An 18032-nucleotide genomic window follows, 5' to 3' on the forward strand; every position below is an offset into this window, starting at 1 on the left:
CGGTTTGATCGCAAGCGAAGATGTTGGAATGTTGCTAGGCGCTCGGCTATTCCTGCCGTGCCGGAGGCAAGTCTTTCGGCCCGACAAATTCAGAGCCCGCCTCCCGAGAGCAAGTAGCCCGCCGATATCTGCGCACCGTGTCGCGCAAACGATCGTTGACCGGCTGCGGCTTGAGAAGAGCATCCACGAAAACCTGGCGGTCCCGATCAGATAGCTGCAAAGGTCGGCATTCAAGCGAAGTCATAGCCGTTCCGTTCTCCTGACGACTGTCTACCGCTATCGCTCGGGGTTGCGAAGAAATTTCTAAAGCCCCTCTTTCGCCGCCTCCACTAGCCGCGCCGCATAGCGGGCCATGGTGTCGATCTCTAAGTTGACTCGGTCACCGACCTGGCGTTCGCCCCAGGTTGTCACCGTCAGCGAGTGATGGATCAGCAGCACGTCGAAGCGGGTGCCCTCGACCTTGTTGACGGTGAGCGAGGTGCCGTCGAGCGCGACGGAGCCCTTGGGCGCGATGAATTTGGCCAGGTCGCGCGGCGCGTCCAGCGTGAAGCGCACGGCGTCGCCTTCCTCCTTGCGCCCCACTATCTCGGCCATGCCGTCGACATGGCCTGATACAATGTGGCCACCGAGCTCGTCGCCGATTTTCAGCGCCCGCTCCAGATTGATCCTCGTGCCGGATTTCCAGTCCGCCATTGTCGTCAGCCTGAGCGCCTCTTCCCACGCCTCGGCCTCGAACCAGCGTGCATTGGCGCCGCTTTCCGGCAGCGCCGTCACAGTCAGGCAGACGCCGCCGCAAGAAATCGAAGCGCCGATAGCGATCGTCTCAGGGTCATAAGCGGTGTCTATACGCAAGCCGACCCCTTCCCTCAGTGGCTTGACGGCAGCGACGGTGCCGACATCGGTGACAATCCCGGTAAACATCAGAAATCCCTTATCCACTCGGCGTAACTGTCTTCGCCGAAACGCATGTCGCGCAATTTGCGAAATCCTGCCGGGATATGGCTGGCGTCGATGGGCGATGCAATGCCGCCCTTGCCAATCGGCTCCGGCCCCTGGAACAGCACGATGCGGTCGACCAGCCCTTCGGCGAGGAAGGCCCTGGCCACCTTGGCGCCGCCCTCGACCAGCACGCTCGCCATGCCGAGCGCGGCCAGGTCCTCGAGCAGCTCCGGCAGCGCAATATCGCCTTCATACGTCTCAGTGCCGATGAAGCGCACGCCGACGCGTTCGAGCGCGGCCCGCCGGTGCGGATCGGCTTCAGCACAGGCGGCGACATAGAGCGGAACCCGGTCGACGCCGGCTACCAGTTTCGACGTCTCCGGCAGCCTGATCTGGCGATCGAGCACGATGCGCGCCGGCGAACGGTTTTCCAGCCCCGGCAACCGCACCGTCAGCGCCGGATCGTCCTCCAGCGCCGTGCCGATGCCGATCAGTATGCCGTCGGCTTCGGCCCGCATCAGATAGACTTCGCGCCGAGCGATGTCGCCGGTGATCGAGACCTGCCCCTCGCCTTCCATGCCGATCTTGCCGTCGCTGGAAAGTGCAAGTTTCAGAATCACTTCCGGACGCTTCTTGAGAGATCGAGTGAGATAGCCGGCCATTTGCTCGGCGGCTTCTGCCACCAGCACCTTTTCGACCACTTCGACACCGGTGGCACGCAGGATCGCATAGCCATTGCCGGACACGCGTGGATCGGGGTCGCTCGCAGCCCCAACCACCCGCGTGACTCCGGCATTGAGCAGCGCATTGGCGCAAGGCGGCGTGCGGCCATGGTGGGCGCAGGGCTCCAGGGTGACATAGGCGGTGGCACCGCGGGCCAGCTCGCCGGCCTCGGCCAGAGCTTCCGTTTCGGCATGCGGCCGGCCACCGACAGCAGTGACACCGGTGCCGACGATCATCGGCCCGGTGCCGTCGTCGCGCACGATCAGCGTGCCGACCGAAGGGTTGGTCGAGGTCCGCCCGGCGTTTTTCCGCGACAGCCTGAGTGCCGCCGCCATGAAGCGGCGATCAAGAACCTCTTGTTCGGCTTGACTGCGCCCGGGCCTTGCCATGCTCAGCCGGCGTCCTCTTCCTTGAGCTCGTCACCCTTGAGCTCGTCACCCTTCAGTTCGCCCAGCACATCGTGGAAATCCTTGGCCTCGCGGAAATTGCGATAGACCGAGGCGAAACGCACATAGGCGACGTCGTCGAGCGACTTCAACGCTTCCATGACCAGGCGGCCGACCTCGCCCGAGGCGACTTCAGTCTCACCCGAGCTTTCGAGCTGGCGCACGATGCCGGTCACCGCGCGGTCGATGCGCTCGGGATCGACATTGCGCTTGCGCACCGCGATCTCGACCGAGCGCAGCAGCTTGTCGCGGTCGAACGGCACCTTACGTCCGGACTTCTTCACCACCACGAGGTCGCGCAACTGCACGCGCTCGAAGGTGGTGAAGCGACCGCCGCAATCGGGGCAGACGCGCCGCCTGCGGATCGCCGCGCCATCTTCGGCGGGGCGCGAATCCTTCACCTGCGTATCTTCGGACTGGCAGTAGGGACAGCGCATGGAGAGCCTTATGTTCGCGATTCTCGTGGAGCGAAAGGCTTAGAGGTTTTTGTCGGGATGGCAAAGCACCGGGGATGGCCTCTCGCGCCTCAGAGATAGCGAGGCGCGAGGAAAATTGCCAGCATCATGCCAGACGGCAACGCCGGCCGATTACGGCGCGACATCGCCGGTCGGGAATCCACAGGATACGCCGAGGCTGCGATAGGCCTTGGTGAAGCCGTCCATCGATACAGTCGCGACTGGCGTGTCGCCGAAGGTGACATCGAGTGAGCTGGCGCGGCGCATGGCCCGCAGCAGCGCCAGACTGACCTCGGTCTTGTTGTTCAACATCCACTTCCCGCCGGCAAGGGCATTGACGGTCGCCTTGACCTTGCCGTTGCTGTCGCCGAACACCGCCGGAATGTTCTCGCCAGTCGGCAAGTCCTTGTTTTTCATGGCGACGACAAGGGTCGGATAGCCATCGGGCGGCAGTGCATCACCGTTCGAGATGGCGAGTGTGAGGGTGCCGCTGGTACCGCTCGCGTCGAGAAAGGCGGTCGAGGCGACGCAGGTTTTGCGCAGATCCTCACTGGTATCGATCTCGTCCACGGTGGTGGACCATTTGCCGAAGGTTTCTGTCGTAGGTGCGGCCGGGGTGGGCGCGGACTGTGCCAAGGCGGCGGACAGCGGCAAGGTGGTCAATGTCGCCAACACGCCAAAACCAGCGACACGGAAAATCTGCATCATCGTCAGGGCTCCTGTCCGGACTCCGTCCCCGCTGGAACGGTGCTTCTCCTACGGCCGATAAGGGATGACAGTTTGTGTGGGCTCAGCCGAGATATGGATAGAGCGGAAAGCGGTCCGTCAACGCGGCCACCTTCGCCTTCACCGCGGCCTCGACGGCCGCATTGCCCTCGTCGGAATTTGCGGCCTTGAGCCCGTCCAGCACCTCGGCGATCAGCTTGCCGATCTCGCGGAACTCGGCCTGGCCGAAACCGCGCGTCGTGCCGGCCGGCGTGCCGAGCCGCACACCCGAGGTGACAAACGGCTTTTCGGGATCGAAAGGAATGCCGTTCTTGTTGCAGGTGATGTTGGCGCGGCCAAGCGCTGCCTCGGCACGCTTGCCGGTGGCGTTCTTGGGACGCAGGTCGACCAGCATCAGATGATTGTCGGTGCCGCCGGAAACGATGTCGAGACCGGTTTCCTGCAGGCTGGAGGCCAGCGCCTTGGCATTGGCGGCGACGCTCTCGGCATAGAGTTTGAAGCTTGGCTTCAGCGCTTCGCCGAAGGCCACCGCCTTGGCGGCGATGACATGCATCAGCGGGCCACCCTGCAGACCCGGAAACACGGCCGAATTCATCTTCTTGGCGATGTCCTCATCATTGCACAGGATCATGCCGCCGCGCGGGCCGCGCAACGACTTGTGCGTGGTGGTGGTCACCACATGGGCATATGGCAGCGGCGACGGATGCACGCCACCGGCGACCAGGCCGGCGATATGCGCCATGTCGACCATCAGGTAAGCGCCGATCGAGTCGGCGATCTCGCGAAAGCGCTTCCAGTCCCAGACCCGCGAATAGGCGGTGCCGCCGGCCAGGATCAGCTTCGGCTTGGTCTCCTGCGCGGTCTTCTCGATCGCATCCATGTCGAGCAGGTGATCGTCCCTGCGCACGCCGTAGGAAACGACCTTGAACCATTTGCCGCTCATGTTGACCGGCGATCCATGGGTCAGATGCCCGCCAGAGTTCAGATCGAGGCCCATGAAGGTGTCGCCGGGCTGCAGCAGCGCCAGGAACACCGCCTGGTTCATCTGGCTGCCGGAATTCGGCTGGACGTTGGCGAAGTTGCAGCCGAAGAGTTTTTTGGCGCGCTCGATGGCCAGTTCCTCGGCCACGTCGACGAACTGGCAGCCGCCATAGTAGCGCTTGCCCGGATAGCCCTCGGCGTATTTGTTGGTCATGATCGACCCTTGCGCTTCAAGCACGGCGCGGGAGACGATGTTTTCCGATGCGATCAGCTCGATCTCGTGGCGCTGGCGGCCAAGTTCATTGCGGATCGCGCCGAAAATCTCCGGATCGGCATCGGCAAGCGTGGTTTCGAAGAAGGATTCGAATTTGTTCGACACTGCCGCTGCTGTTGCCATGCTTGAGATCCTTGTCGTCCGGGGGGTCTGCCGCGCCATTAACACAGTTGCTTCCGCCCCGCCACGTTTGAGGCGCGAAATTTGCTGGCCGGATTGCGGCAGCAAGGCGAAGAGCCGGCTATTTCCTCGCCTGACGGCCCTTCAGCAAGGCTTCGGTAAGCGTGATCTCGGTCAACAGCGCCTGCATCGTATGGTCGTTGATCTCACGGCTGCGAAACATGGCGCGCACGGCCGCGCGCTCGGCCTCGATGCCGGCAAGCCTCATTTCGAGCTCGAGCCGTCCGGCTTCGCGGGCCTCGGTGCGGGCTTCATCGGCCTCGTCGGAGGCGGCGATGCGACGCCGATAACCGGCGACGATGCTGTCGGCAGCGGCAAGCCGGGCACCGGGCACCTCGCCTTCGTCCCCGTCTTGTGTCCCCGCGATGCTCTCGATGCGGGCAATCGCCGCCTTGGCCGCGCCGACACGCGCCAGGCGTTCCTCGGCAGCACCGGGATGCTCGCCCGGCTCGACCAGCCCGCGCGCTATCTTCGGCAAGGCAAGGCTGGCGATGACAAGCGAACAGATGATGACGCCCGCGGCGAGGAAGATCACCACATCGCGCGCCGGAAACGGCGAGCCGTCCGGCATGGCGAGCGGCAGCGACAGGATGCCGGCCAGCGTGATGGCGCCGCGCACGCCCGCCACCGAGCCGGCGAGCCGCACGCGCAGGCCGAACGTCTCGGCCTTGCGCTTGCCAAGTCGCGCGGCAAGGCGGGCCGCGATGTCACCAACCCAGATCCACAGGAAGCGCAGCGCGATCAGGCATAGGGTAAGGATCAGCACTGTCAGGATCGGCTCGATCAGCCAATGCCGGCTGCTCAGCTCAGGCGGCACATGGCGGATGATGTCGGGAAGCTGCAGGCCGAGCAGGATGAACAGCGCACCGTTGAAGACGAAGGACAGCGTCGTCCACAGCGATATGGTCTGCATGCGCGCCGATACCCCGAGATAGCGGAATATGCCGGACCCACTGGTGAGCACACCGGCGGTGACGGCGGCCAGGATTCCGGACGCACCGGCATGCTCGGCGCCGAGATAGGCAATGAAGGGGATCAGGATCATCACCAGCACCTGTGCCTCGGCCGGCACACCGCCGATGCGGTTAAGCAATTGCAGCGCCTTGGCGGCGGCGAACACCGCCACCACACCGGCCAGGATGCCGGCAGCAACGGCGTAGAGGAAACTCAGCGAAGCGGCGGCGAAGGAAAAGCTGCCGGTCAGCACTGCCGCCACGGCGAAGCGGAACATGACGAGGCCAGACGCGTCGTTGAGCAGCGACTCGCCTTCCAGAATGTGCATCAGCCGCGCCGGAACCACGTTCCGGTCGACGATCGAGGAGACGGCTACCGCGTCGGTCGGCGACAGCACCGCGGCGAGCGCGAAGGCGACGACCAGCGGGATGCTCGGCACCAGCCAATGCAAGGCATAGCCGAAGCCGACGATTGTGAAGAAGACGAGCCCGATGGCAAGGTCGAGGATCGGGCCGCGCAGCGCCAGCAACTCGCGCTTCGGTGCAGTGACGGCATCGCTGAACAGCAGCGGCGGGATGAACACCAGCAGGAACAGCTCGGGATCGATCTCGATATGGACGCCGCGCACCGGCCAGGCGAGTGCAGCACCCATGGCAATCTGCAGCACCGGCAACGGCACCTGCACCAGCCGGACCAGCGCGCCCGAAACCGCGACGAAGCCGAGCACGACCAGGATGAAGATGGCAACTTGCATGGCCCTGTACCGAACGGCGCTTTCCGGACCCAGCGCAAAGCGCGCCCTCCAGCCGGATACAAAAAGGCCGCCCTCAGCGGCGGCCTTTCAGTAAAAAGATCAGTCGCTTAGAGCGCAGAGGTGATCTGCAGCTCGTTGGCTCCATCGAGCCCGTAGATGTCGTCGCGGAACTGCACGACTCCAGGCCCCGTCGACCAGGCCGAGATGTAGAGGAAATAGACCGGCACCGGATTGTTGACCTGCACCGGGATGTTCTCGCCGCTCTTGATCGCCGCCTCGAAATGCTGACGGTTCCAGCCTGGCGTGTCGCGCAGGATCCAGGTGACGAGATCGCGCACGTTCTGGACGCGCACGCAGCCCGAGGAATCGAAGCGCATCATCTTGCCGAACAGGCTCTGCTGCGGCGTGTCGTGCATATAGACGCCATCCGGGCTCGGGAAATTGATCTTGACAGAGGCCATTGCATTGCCGGCGCCCGGATCCTGGCGGAAGCGGTATTTCTCGGCGTCGTCGGTCGACCAGTCCACGTTCAGCGGATCGACCTCGCTGCCATCCGGTGCGAACAGACGGATCTTGCTGTCCTTGAGATAGTTGGGGTCCTTCCGCATCAGCGGAATGATGTCCTTGCGCACGATCGAGACCGGCGCGTTCCAGTAGGGATTGACGATGATCTCGTTGATCTTGGAATCGACGATCGGCGTCTGGCGGTCGATCTTGCCGACAACGGCGGTGTGGCGCAGCACGACGCGGTCGTTCTCGACCGCCTCGATCTGGGCGCCCGGGATGTCGACCAATACATAACGGTTGCCCAGCGTGCCGGCGCGCTCGTGCAGCCGCTGCAGATTGGTCTGCAACTGGCCAAGCCGGACCTGCGCCGAAACATTCATCGCCGCATAGGTATATTGGCCCAGGGTCCCGTCGGAAGGCAGGCCATGGCGCGCCTGGAAGCGCTTGACCGCGGCATCGACATAGGAATCGAAGGCCTCTGACAGGCCGGCGCTCTGCGCCAGGTCGCCCGAAACCATCAAGCGCCTGCGCAACGGCACCACGTCGGGGTCGATGACGCCGAGCTGCAATTTCTTGGTGTCCGGGACCGGCTCCCAGCCGCCCTGCGCGACGATATTCTGATACTGCGCTATCGCCTGCTCGGTAAAGGAAACGGTCTGCGGGCTGACGATCGGCAGCGTCGAAGCCACCTTGCCGCCCTGGCTGGCGCGGGCGTCGAACTGGTCGTCCCAGTTGCCGCGGCCCGAGGATTTCAGGATATCCCCGATCACGTCCTGCGCGCTGGCGCCACTGGCAAGCATCGTCGCTGCCAACGCGGAAGCTCCGGAAAGGAAGAAACGGCGACTGGTTCTCATGTACGCTCCAGACAGTCTTGTAACAATTCTCTTCACCGGGCGATCCCGCCCGCACTCTAGAGTTGGCGTTCTTAACAATTAGCCAACCATGGCCCCTTCGGTTGTGAGAACGCGCCGGGGGCGACGCGCGTTCAGGGAGACGCTTGGCTTTCGCTGCTAACATCACCCGCATTCTCGCTTTCACCGGGAATATGGCGGCAACGTGGCCCTGACCGTGATTTGGATCGGCTGGCCCTCACGAAACGGAAAGACCGGTGCTTTTCGGCCACCGGTCTTTAGCTCCCTACCCGACCGCGCTTCTTCGGCGCGGCTTCCCCTGCATGCGGCGGATATGCCTTACATCCGATAAGCGATGGTATCGTTCCAGAAGCGATCCAGCCGCTGCAGGGCGCGGTTCATCTGCTTGAATTCTTCCGTGTTGATGCCACCGACCTGCTCGATCGAGCCGACATGGCGCTCGTAGAGGCCGCCGACGACTTCCGCCACCTCGTTGCCCTTCGGCGTCAGCGAGACCCGCACCGAACGGCGATCGATGCGCGAGCGCTGGTGGTTGATGAAGCCGAGATCGACCAGCTTCTTCAGATTGTAGGAGACGTTCGAGCCGAGATAGTAGCCGCGCGAGCGCAGCTCGCCGGCGGTCAGCTCCGAATTGCCGATGTTGAAGAGCAGCAGCGCCTGGATGGCGTTGATGTCGGAACGGCCGTTGCGGTCGAATTCGTCCTTGATCACGTCAAGCAGACGGCGGTGCAGGCGCTCCACCAGCTGCAGCGATTCCATGTACAGCGAACGGATCGCCTCGCGGCGGTCATCGGATACGTTGGCGGTCTTCGCCGCCGGACGGGAATTGATCATTGTCTTTGCCTCTCGTTTGTCGCCTGGTGATTTTTTGTTTTTCACCTTGATCGCGACACTATCGAATACTCATAAAATTCGACTTAAACGCTAGGGCTAACAAGAGCTTACCGGTAAGAGGTTTCGAAAGAGGCTTAACGAAGGGTCACCCGAACAAGGATGATTAACCTAAAGATTTAGCCAATGGTTCCGGGCGGAAATTTGGGCGTCCAATGGGACGCGCGGCGCTATTCTTGTTGAGCATCGGTCCGATGCTCTATTGCCGGGTCTGACGCTTCTGCATCCAGATCACCACGCGAAAGACGATGTAGAGCAGCGCCACCGCCGCATGCGAGGCGACGATCAGCAGGCGGTGGCCGAAGAGCTCGGGAAAGCCGGCATACATGACGGTCTCGGTCACCGCGCAGATCACCCAGATCACCGGCCCCCAGGAGGCCAGCATCCACAGGCCGGCGGCAGCGAAGGGAAAGAAGACGGCGAGCATCACCGCCGCCACCTGCCAATGCACCGGCATCAGGTCGAAGCGCCACAACGGGCCGGGGTAGAAGCCGATCAGCCGGATCCAGTACAAAATCCCGAACAACAGGCAGTAGCCGGATACGACGCGCTGGAACCAGGCGAAGATGATCTCGATCGTCGAGGGCTGGAGCACGACGCGTCTCGACGTGGCGTCGCTCACAGTTCGAGTTCCCGTTCGCCGAGCGGCGCGAAATAGGCGTCGACATCGGCAGCGCTGATCATATCGATGCCTGCCGGCCGCCAGAGCGGTGTCGAGCCCTTGTCGATGATAGCGGCGCGAATGCCTTCGTAGAAATCATGGCCGGCAAGCATGCGGTTGAGGATACGGAACTCCATACGCATGCACTCGTCCATCGACAGCGTCAGCCCGGCGCTGATCTCACGCCAGGCGACATGCAGGCTAGTCGGCGAGCGGGTGCGGATCGTCGCCAGCGTCTTGGCCGCGAACGCATCGGTTTGAGCAGCTCGTTCCAGGCTACCGATGACGTCACCCAGCGACGGTTGCGCGAAATGGCGGGCGATCGCTTCCAGCGTCGGCCTGTCCGTCTCGCGCCGCGCCGGGACGAAGAAACCGCGCAGCACCGATTCCGGATCGCCGCTCGCCGCCAGCCGATCGAGAAAGCCGGCCTGATCCTCCGCCTTGATCGTATGCGTCGCCAGGCCCGACCACAAAGCATCGCCATAGCGGATGCGGTTTCCGGTCAGGGCCAGATACATGCCGAAGCTGCGGCCAAGGTCCGGCAGGAGATGACTGGCGCCGACATCTGGGAAAAAGCCGATGCCGACTTCCGGCATGGCGAATTGAGCGTTCTCGGTCATCACGCGCTGCGAGCCGTGAAACGAGATGCCGACGCCGCCGCCCATGACGATGCCGTCGATCAGCGCGACATAGGGTTTCTTGAACCGCGCGATGCGGGCGTTCAGCCGGTATTCGTCGGCGAAGAAATCGACCGGCGGCTTTCCCGCCCGGCCGGCCTCGTAGACGTGGAGGATGTCGCCGCCGGCCGAAAACGCCCTGCCCTCGGCCTTGACGACGACGACATCGATTTCATGATCCCGCTCCCAGGCGCGCAGCGCCTTGTCGAGCGCCTTGACCATGCGATGGGTGACGGCATTGAGCGCCTGCGGCCGCGTCAGCGTGACGACGCCAGCCTTGCCCAATCGTTCGAAGCGGATCTCGTCGCCGCCGCCAAAATCCATCGCGATAGAATCCCTCCCCCGCGCCGCCGGGACTGAAGTGCTAAAGCGTGGCGCATGGGTGCGTCAATGCCAACGGTGCAATCCTGCCGCCTTGGTCGCCGCCGGCGCCCGATGCTAGAATTGACTATCTTGATGACGGGCTTTCCAACCGGACGTTGAACCATGCCTGGATTTTTGCGTCTTGCCCTTGCGGCGATCGGCCTGATGGTATGCGCGACTGCCCATCCTGCATCCGCCAATGACGACCTTTATAGCGCGCGGACCATCGTGACCGGCCAAGGCGAGCAGAACCGCCAGATCGGTTTTAAGGCTTGCCTGGATGCGGTTCTGGTCAGGGTCTCCGGCGATCAGCGGCTGCCGAAAAAGCCTGAGATGGCGGCACTGCGCGACAAGGCTGGCAGCTTCGTTGCCGAATTCCGCTACCGCGACCGGATGGAAGGCATTCCGATCCACGACGAACAGGGCACGCATGACCGGCCGCACGATCTTACTTGCCTCTACAAACCCGCCGTGATCGACCCGGTGCTGGCATCGCTCGGCAGCCGGCCGTGGCTTGCCGAGCGGCCGCAGCTGGCGATCTTTCTGGCAACGGAGCGAGGCGCCAGGCATTTCGCGCTGACCGCAGACGATGAGCGCGGCGCACCGATGCGCGAATCATTCGTGAATGCTGCCGACCCGCTGGCGATGCGGATCGCATTTCCCGAGGCGTCACACCTCTCCGAATCCGGGCTTGACGACAAGGCGCTGCACGAGACGGACATGGCGGCTCTGGATAAGGCCGCCAAACAGGTCGGCGCCGACCAGGCGCTTGCCGGTAGCATCGTCTGGAGCGACAAAGAATTGGGCTGGATCGCCGACTGGCGGCTTGCCACGGGCGGCAAGACCTATCACTGGCAAGTGCGCGGCGTCAGTTTCGACGAGGCGTTCCGCGTCGCCATGCGGGGTGCGGTGCAGGTCCTGTCCGGCAACGGTCAGCCGGATTAGGTATACCGATATCCAGGCGATGCCAGCCTGGCACAATCGTGTCGCATTGGTCAGCGGCGGAGGCTCGTGGTAAAAGCCGCCGATCCGGAGTTTTGGCGATGAACAAATTCACCCCAGCAAAGCCTGCCGGCGCGCGCAGCGTCGACGAGATCACCGGCAGCCGCCGTTTGCGCCGCATGCGCAAGGCCGACTGGTCGCGCCGCCTTGTGCAGGAGAACCGGCTCTCCGTCGACGACCTGATCTGGCCGATCTTCGTCGTCGATGGGAAAAATATCCGCGAACCGATCGCCGCCATGCCCGGCGTCTTCCGCCTGTCGCTCGACCTTGCCGTCAAGGAGGCCGAGCGCGCGGCAAAGCTCGGCATTCCGGCGATCGCAACCTTCCCCAATGTCGAGCTCGGCCTGCGCGACCAGACCGGCTCGCACATCCTCGATCCGGAAAACGTCATCAACCGCGCTACGCGCGCCATCAAGCACGCGGTGCCCGAAATCGGCATCATCACCGACGCGGCGCTCGATCCCTTCACCTCGCACGGCCATGACGGCATCTTGCGCGACGGCATCATCGTCAACGATGAGACGGTGGAACAGGTGACGGCGGCGGCCGTCATCCAGGCGGCGGCCGGCGCCGACATCATCGCGCCCTCCGACATGATGGATGGCCGCATCGGCGCCATCCGCGATGCGCTCGACGCCAATGGTTTTCAGGATGTGGCGATCATGTCCTACGCGACGAAATTCGCCTCCGCCTTCTACGGACCCTATCGCGAGGCGGTCGGCACCGCCGGCCTGCTCAAGGGCGACAAGAAGACCTATTATCTCGATCACGCCAATTCCGACGAGGCCGTGCGCGAGGCCGAGCAGGATCTCGCCGAGGGCGCCGACATGCTGATGGTCAAGCCCGGCCTGCCCTATCTCGACATCATTCGCAGGCTGAAGGACGAATTCCGGATGCCGACCTTCGCCTATCAGGTGTCGGGCGAATATTCGATGATCAAGGCGGCTGCCGCCAATGGCTGGATCGACGGCGACAAGGCGATGCTGGAATCGCTCCTCGCCTTCAAGCGCGCCGGCTGCGACGGGATCCTCACCTATTTCGCGCCCGAAGTGGCGGCGATGCTGAAGGGGTAGGTACTCGCAATCATCACCACACGCGACAGCCTTCATCCTATGTTGAAGGCCGAGATCAAACAGTCGGCCGTGCGCATAGCCAGAAGATGACGGTTGCGGCGATGCAGATCGCCTAACTGAATCTGATCTGCAGCCCTTGGAAATCCCTCCGATTCAAGACAATCATCCCACTCTAGCTTTTTGGGAGACTCTGATGGAAAGCCACGAGCCGTTTTTACGCGAGGCAATTGCGCTCTCGAAATCCGCAATGGAACGCGGCGACGAACCGTTTGGCTCGGTGCTGGTGAAGGACGGCGAAGTAATCCTGCGCGCCGAAAACAGCGTCTTCACCGGCCACGATATGACGAACCACGCCGAGATGAACCTGGTTAAACTAGCGGCGCAGCACTACGACGCTGCTTTTCTCGCTGACTGCACGCTCTACACCAGCACCGAGCCGTGCGCGATGTGCTCCGGGGCGATTTACTGGTCGGGCGTCGGGCGTATGGTGTTTGCGTGCTCCGAAGCGCGGCTGGGCGAGATCGCTGGGATCGGGTTGAACGTGCCGAGCCGGGCGGTGTTGCAGACCGGCGCGCGCATCGTCACTGTGGTTGGCCCGACGAACCTCGAAGACGAAGCCGCCGAAGTCCACCAGGAATTCTGGCCAAAGCATCTGGGCAAGGCTTAGAGCCTCGGCTCAGGACGCTCTGATTAGAGCGAGAAGATGACGGTTGCGGCGATGCAGATCGCCGAGAAGAAGGTATGCGCGCATCGGTCGTATCGGGTTGCAATGCGCCGCCGGTCTCTGAGCTTGGCGAAGAGGTTCTCGACCTTGTGGCGCTGGCGATAGAGTGCCCTGTCGTAGGGATATGGGACTTTCCGACTTCGGCTCGACGGGATGCTAAGGCTCGATGCCTTTGTTCCACAAAGCCTCGCGAAATGGCGCTGTCATAACCGCGATCCGCAATCAGGGCTTTGGCAGGGCGGCAGGGCATCGAGAACCATGCGTGCCCCTTTGTGGCCGCTCATCTACCCCCGTAGGCCTGCAGCGCATCCTTCCATTGCAGGCCATGCTTGATGACGTAAACGCATCCTCGAGGCATCGCGGCGCAAGCAACTGCTGCTGCAACCACCCGTCTTGGCTGCGGTCCTGACGCGGCTGGCCCAAACAAGCCGCTCATCGCTCGGCGGAGATTTCAAAATACCGCTTGCAAAATGCAATCAGTATAGCTAAAAGCAAGTGCTTGCATTTCACAACTGGTCTCGAGGGAGGTACTCATGTCCAAGCTTCGCGTCAACGCTTTCACCCTGTCAATCGACGGCTATGGCGCCGGTCCCGACCAGGACCTGAAAGAGCCGCTGGGCGTAGGTGGGGAAGCCCTGCACAACTGGATGTTCGGCACCCGGACCTTCCGCAACATGTCTGGCGACGATCGCGGTACCACAGACACGGACGACGGGTTCGTGGCGCGCAGCTTCGAAAATGTTGGGGCGTGGATAATGGGCCGCAACATGTTCGGGCCGATCCGCGGCGAGTGGCCGGATGAAAGCTGGAAAGGCTGGTGGGGAGACAATCCACCCTACCATGTGCCGGTCTTCGTGCTCACCCACCATCCGCGGAATCCCATCGTCATGGCGGGCGGCACGACCTTCTATTTTGTGACCGACGGTATCCACTCAGCGCTGGAAAGGGCGAAAGCAGCGGCTGATGGCAAGGATGTCCGGCTCGGCGGTGGTGTCGCCACGATCCGGCAATATCTCAGGGAAAAGCTCATCGACGACATGCATCTGGCGATATCGCCGATGCTGCTCGGCTCCGGCGAGAACCTTTTTGCCGGCATCGACATGCTCAAGCTCGGCTACCGGTGCAGCGAGCAGGTCGCGACGCCGAATGCCACGCACGTCATCATCAAGCGCGCGTAGTCTCACTGAGGCGCAGCCCTCTGCGCCGCGATCCTTCGCGCCCCCTCTGTCCTGCCGGACATCTCCCCCACACGGGGGGAGATCGGATGTCGCGCCGGCTTTCGCCAATCATCAGCGTTGCAAGATTGGCACCGTCGGCGACGCTGCCAATCTCCCCCCTCGTGGGGGAGATGTCCGGCAGGACAGAGGGGGGCGCGAAGGAATGCCGCCCGTCCGGGTCTTTAGCAGTCCCAGATGATCAATACTTCTCCGGCACGTACAGCTCGCGCGGCAGCACCTGGCGCTCGTATTCGGGATTGAAGACGCGGTCGGGCAGCGTGATCTCTTCGTGCGGCACCTCCTCATAAGGCATCTGCTTGAGGAGATGATCGATGCAGTTCAGCCGCGCCCGCTTCTTATCGTTACCCTCGACGATGAACCAAGGAGCTTCGGGAATGTTGGTGCGGGCGAACGTTTCTTCCTTGGCCTTGGTGTACTGCTCCCAGCGCACGCGCGACTGCAGGTCCATCGGCGAGAGCTTCCACTGCTTCATCGGATCATGGATGCGCATCTGGAAGCGCATCTGCTGCTCCTCGTCGGTGATGGAGAACCAGTATTTGACCAGCGTGACGCCGGAACGGACGAGCATGCGCTCGAACTCCGGCACGTCGCGGAAGAACTCCTCGACCTGATCCGGTTCGGCAAATCCCATCACCCTTTCGACGCCGGAGCGGTTGTACCATGAGCGGTCGAACAGCACGATCTCGCCGCCTGCCGGCAGATGCGGGACGTAGCGCTGGAAATACCATTGCGATTTCTCGCGCTCGGTCGGCGCCGGCAGTGCTACGACGCGGCAGATGCGCGGATTGAGCCGCTGGGTGATGCGCTTGATGACGCCACCCTTGCCGGCCGAGTCGCGGCCCTCGAAAACCACCACCAGCTTCTTCTTGTGGTAAGCCACCCAGGACTGCAGCTTGATCAATTCGGATTGCAGCGTGATCAGGTCGCGAAAATACTGCATGCGATCCATCGAGGGCGGATGCGCGTTCTTGTAGATCTTGGCGATTTCCAGCGACAGCGCGGGTTCCGACATTTCCAGCTCGTAGTCTTCGTCGAGCGTGTCGGCTAGCTCCGCTTCCAGCCAATCCCTGGCAGGAGAATTCTGTTTTGCTTCGGTCATTTATGCTGCTCCGCGTGCACGCCCGTGTCGGCGTCCGGCCTGCCGGCCGAGATCGAACACCTTGAGCCGACTTGCATACAGGCCGGCAATGACGGTTTTATTGCAGCCGGCTCGTGCGCCGGTCACCCAAAACGGTAAGATGTGATCGATCCGCCTTCCATGGCATGGGCGACAAGCTGCACGAATTGTCCTACAAATGCCAGGCTCCTTCGGGCAGCCTTCGAAGCACCGCCTTCTCAGCGCAATTGCGAGGATCTGACATGGAATACCGCACTCTCGGCCGTTCCGGGCTGAAGGTTTCGACGCTCACCATGGGCACCATGACTTTTGGCGGCGCCGGCGCATTTTCGGCGGTCGGCAAGACCGATCTCGACGAGGCGCGCCGGATGATCGACCTCTGCATCGATTCCGGCATCAATCTCATCGACACCGCCAATGTCTATTCGAACGGGCTTTCGGAGGAGATCATCGGCGAAGCGCTCGGCGGCAAACGCAAGGGCGATGTGCTGATCGCCTCCAAGGCGCGCATGCGGATCGGCGATGGCCCCAACGACGAAGGGCTGTCGCGCTACCATCTGATCCGCGAGTGCGAGAAAAGCCTGAAGCGCCTCAGGACCGATGTCATCGACATCTATTTCCTGCACGAATGGGACGGCACGACGCCGCTCGAGGAAACCATCGCCGCGCTCGACACGCTCGTCAGCCAGGGCAAGGTCCGCTATGTCGGCTGTTCCAACTATTCCGGCTGGCAAGTGATGAAGGCACTGGGGATCAGCGATCGCCAGCACCAGCCGCGCTTCGTCACCCAGCAGATCCACTACACGCTGGAAGCGCGCGAAGCCGAATATGAATTGTTGCCGATCTCGGTCGACCAGGGGCTTGGCGTGCTGGTGTGGAGCCCGCTTGCCGGTGGATTGCTGTCCGGCAAATATCACCGCGACCAGGCCACCTCCCGTCAGCTCAGCGGCTGGAAGGAACCGCCGATCCGCGACGAGGACCGGCTGTGGCGGATCGTCGACGTGCTTGCCTATATCGGCAAGAACCATGGCGTGTCGGCAGCGCAGGTGGCGCTTGCCTGGCTGCTCGGCCGGACGGCCATCAGCTCGCTGGTGATCGGCGGCCGGACCGAAGCGCAGTTCAAGGACAATATCGCCGCCGCCAGCCTGGCTCTGACCAGCGATCAGCGCGCACGCCTGGACGCTGTGAGCAGGCCTCCTGTTCTCTACCCCTATTGGCACCAGCAGTTCACCGCAAAAGACCGGTTCGGTCCGGCCGATCTGGTCCTCGACCGGGATGCTATCTGACAGGGTCCGGATCAGGTCGAAGATCGCCGCGGGCTAGCCCGAGATAAAACGCCAGACCTCGGGATCAGGCTCGATCTGGCCGCTGAGCACGAAATATTTGTAGAGCACGAGCAAGCAGATCGCCTGCTCGGCCCGCTCATCGGCGAACTTGCGGCAATAGGCGTTGGCCGCGGCAACGATGCGTTCGGCCTCAGGCGGATGCTTCTCGAGATACTGCACCCGCTCGGCGAGGTCCGAGAAATCCGGTTCGAGCGGCACATAGTGGACACCAGCCACGAGTTCGCTTTCGCCGAACCATGTCTCGTATGTCGGCGGCGGCATCAGGCACAGCGAATTCGAGCTCATGATCCATTTGAGATTGGTCGCCACATCGTTGCCCTCGAGCGAAATGATGTAGCGGTAGCGCCGCTGCTGATCGATGCTCAAATAGGGCTTGCGATATTCCGGCGCTGCCGTCGGCTTGGGCGTGCCGACATCGCAAAAGGGCAGATCGCGCGCGGCCTCCAGAAGCAAGGTCCGTATCGGATTGTTGAGCTCGCCGCGCCAGACGGCGACCGGAAGCTTGTCCGCGAAGGCAACATCGTCGGCGGGCATGTGGAAGTGGCGGAACTTGTTGAGCTTGAACAGGACCCCGTTCCTGTTGTCGCCGGCGATCGGCCGATCCTTGACGATCGACGGCATGGCAGGCACCTCGATGACGTCGCCGAATTCGAGGTCGATGCGCAAATCGGGATCGAAGTAGCGGGTGAATTCCTTCAGATCGTAGTAATACATGCTCCGGTCTGTCGGCAGCCGGCTGACCGGCACGGCATCGGCGCTCGGCGCGAAAGCGTCCTGCAGCCTGTTGTAATAGTTGAGACGCGCGCGGATCGACCCGTCCAAAAGCCTGGCCCGATCGAGCAGCCCGCCGAGCCTGCGGCGGAACAGCGCCTGCGGCGCGATATCGCGCATGGCATTGCGCGCATAGTAGAATAGCTTCTGTGCGTTTCTTTGAAGCGTGGCCATCGGTCACTTGGTAAAAACAGGTGAGCTTGTTATTTGTACCCCGGTCTCTCCTACACCATTGTGCCAGCCATCTTGCAAGCCCGGAACCGCGTGCAGCCGGCTTGCCGGCTATGTATGGAGCCGATCGGCCTTTGCGGTGTTGTGTTTGCAGCCCAATGCTCCTAGGCAGGGCTAACAACCTTCA

General features: G+C 62.7%; 18 protein-coding genes and 1 pseudogene. 5 read left to right on the top strand and 14 right to left on the bottom strand.

From position 1 onward, the window contains the following. Positions 1-46 precede the first annotated feature (46 nt). The 11 genes from EN885_RS34845 to EN885_RS15970 form a co-directional block, all read right to left on the bottom strand. Positions 47-244 (bottom strand): DUF1778 domain-containing protein, encoded by a 198-nt coding sequence (locus tag EN885_RS34845; RefSeq protein ID WP_126106898.1) that lies wholly within the window; start codon positions 242-244, stop codon positions 47-49. Positions 245-303: 59 nt separating this feature from the next. Continuing rightward, on the bottom strand, positions 304-921 hold the full coding sequence (locus EN885_RS15925; protein WP_126106899.1) for a riboflavin synthase: 618 nt from the start codon (positions 919-921) through the stop codon (positions 304-306). Then, on the bottom strand, positions 921-2051 hold the full coding sequence (ribD, locus tag EN885_RS15930; RefSeq protein WP_095485766.1) for a bifunctional diaminohydroxyphosphoribosylaminopyrimidine deaminase/5-amino-6-(5-phosphoribosylamino)uracil reductase RibD: 1131 nt from the start codon (positions 2049-2051) through the stop codon (positions 921-923). Before ribD ends, EN885_RS15925 begins: the two co-directional genes overlap by 1 nt. Before the next feature lie 2 nt (positions 2052-2053). Beyond that, positions 2054-2545 (bottom strand): transcriptional regulator NrdR, encoded by a 492-nt coding sequence (gene nrdR / locus EN885_RS15935; RefSeq protein ID WP_095485765.1) that lies wholly within the window; start codon positions 2543-2545, stop codon positions 2054-2056. A 150-nt stretch (positions 2546-2695) separates the two neighbouring features. After that, entirely contained in the window at positions 2696-3268 is a 573-nt protein-coding gene (locus EN885_RS15940; protein WP_128242185.1) for a hypothetical protein, read from the bottom strand. 85 nt (positions 3269-3353) lie between these two features. Next, positions 3354-4667 (bottom strand): serine hydroxymethyltransferase, encoded by a 1314-nt coding sequence (glyA, locus tag EN885_RS15945; protein ID WP_128242155.1) that lies wholly within the window; start codon positions 4665-4667, stop codon positions 3354-3356. A 118-nt stretch (positions 4668-4785) separates the two neighbouring features. Continuing rightward, positions 4786-6432 carry a Na+/H+ antiporter gene (locus EN885_RS15950; RefSeq protein ID WP_128242156.1) on the bottom strand — a complete coding sequence of 549 codons (1647 nt, stop codon included), beginning with the start codon at positions 6430-6432 and terminating at the stop codon, positions 4786-4788. 107 nt (positions 6433-6539) lie between these two features. Next, entirely contained in the window at positions 6540-7793 is a 1254-nt protein-coding gene (locus tag EN885_RS15955) for a L,D-transpeptidase family protein (protein WP_126106903.1), read from the bottom strand. A 336-nt stretch (positions 7794-8129) separates the two neighbouring features. Continuing rightward, positions 8130-8645, bottom strand: a complete 516-nt coding sequence (locus tag EN885_RS15960) for a winged helix DNA-binding protein (protein WP_126106904.1) — start codon at positions 8643-8645, stop codon at positions 8130-8132. Positions 8646-8901: 256 nt separating this feature from the next. Beyond that, positions 8902-9324 carry a DUF6163 family protein gene (locus EN885_RS15965; RefSeq protein ID WP_095485755.1) on the bottom strand — a complete coding sequence of 141 codons (423 nt, stop codon included), beginning with the start codon at positions 9322-9324 and terminating at the stop codon, positions 8902-8904. Continuing rightward, positions 9321-10364 carry an enoyl-CoA hydratase/isomerase family protein gene (locus EN885_RS15970; RefSeq protein ID WP_128242157.1) on the bottom strand — a complete coding sequence of 348 codons (1044 nt, stop codon included), beginning with the start codon at positions 10362-10364 and terminating at the stop codon, positions 9321-9323. Before EN885_RS15970 ends, EN885_RS15965 begins: the two co-directional genes overlap by 4 nt. A gap of 162 nt (positions 10365-10526) precedes the next feature. Here EN885_RS15970 and EN885_RS15975 point away from each other — a divergent pair, with 162 nt between their 5' ends. The 3 genes from EN885_RS15975 to EN885_RS15985 all read left to right on the top strand — a co-directional run bounded on the left by EN885_RS15975 (position 10527) and on the right by EN885_RS15985 (position 13145). Next, positions 10527-11348: a DUF2066 domain-containing protein gene (locus EN885_RS15975; RefSeq protein WP_095485753.1), complete on the top strand. Its 822-nt coding sequence runs from the start codon at positions 10527-10529 to the stop codon at positions 11346-11348. 98 nt (positions 11349-11446) lie between these two features. Beyond that, positions 11447-12478 carry a porphobilinogen synthase gene (gene hemB, locus EN885_RS15980; protein ID WP_095485752.1) on the top strand — a complete coding sequence of 344 codons (1032 nt, stop codon included), beginning with the start codon at positions 11447-11449 and terminating at the stop codon, positions 12476-12478. A 193-nt stretch (positions 12479-12671) separates the two neighbouring features. Further along, a complete protein-coding gene (locus tag EN885_RS15985; RefSeq protein ID WP_095485751.1) occupies positions 12672-13145 on the top strand; it encodes a nucleoside deaminase in 474 nt (157 codons plus the stop codon). A 23-nt stretch (positions 13146-13168) separates the two neighbouring features. Here the strand turns inward: EN885_RS15985 and EN885_RS15990 are convergent. Continuing rightward, positions 13169-13339: pseudogene (locus EN885_RS15990) on the bottom strand (transposase); the annotation flags it as partial. A 396-nt stretch (positions 13340-13735) separates the two neighbouring features. Here EN885_RS15990 and EN885_RS15995 point away from each other — a divergent pair. Further along, the gene (locus EN885_RS15995; RefSeq protein WP_128242158.1) at positions 13736-14380 is read left to right on the top strand and encodes a dihydrofolate reductase family protein; all 645 of its coding nucleotides are present in this window, start codon (positions 13736-13738) and stop codon (positions 14378-14380) included. A gap of 238 nt (positions 14381-14618) precedes the next feature. On the opposite strand, the gene ppk2 is transcribed toward EN885_RS15995, so the two are convergent. Continuing rightward, positions 14619-15539, bottom strand: a complete 921-nt coding sequence (gene ppk2 / locus EN885_RS16000) for a polyphosphate kinase 2 (protein ID WP_095485749.1) — start codon at positions 15537-15539, stop codon at positions 14619-14621. A gap of 260 nt (positions 15540-15799) precedes the next feature. On the opposite strand from ppk2, the gene EN885_RS16005 reads away from it, so the two are divergent. Beyond that, positions 15800-16843 carry an aldo/keto reductase gene (locus tag EN885_RS16005; RefSeq protein ID WP_128242159.1) on the top strand — a complete coding sequence of 348 codons (1044 nt, stop codon included), beginning with the start codon at positions 15800-15802 and terminating at the stop codon, positions 16841-16843. Between the two features lie 33 nt (positions 16844-16876). On the opposite strand, the gene EN885_RS16010 is transcribed toward EN885_RS16005, so the two are convergent. Continuing rightward, positions 16877-17848 carry a glycosyl transferase family 90 gene (locus tag EN885_RS16010; protein WP_128242160.1) on the bottom strand — a complete coding sequence of 324 codons (972 nt, stop codon included), beginning with the start codon at positions 17846-17848 and terminating at the stop codon, positions 16877-16879. Between the last annotated feature and the right edge of the window lie 184 nt (positions 17849-18032).

It is taken from the genome of Mesorhizobium sp. M6A.T.Cr.TU.014.01.1.1, assembly GCF_004022765.1.
Taxonomy (GTDB): Bacteria; Pseudomonadota; Alphaproteobacteria; order Rhizobiales; family Rhizobiaceae; genus Mesorhizobium; species Mesorhizobium mediterraneum.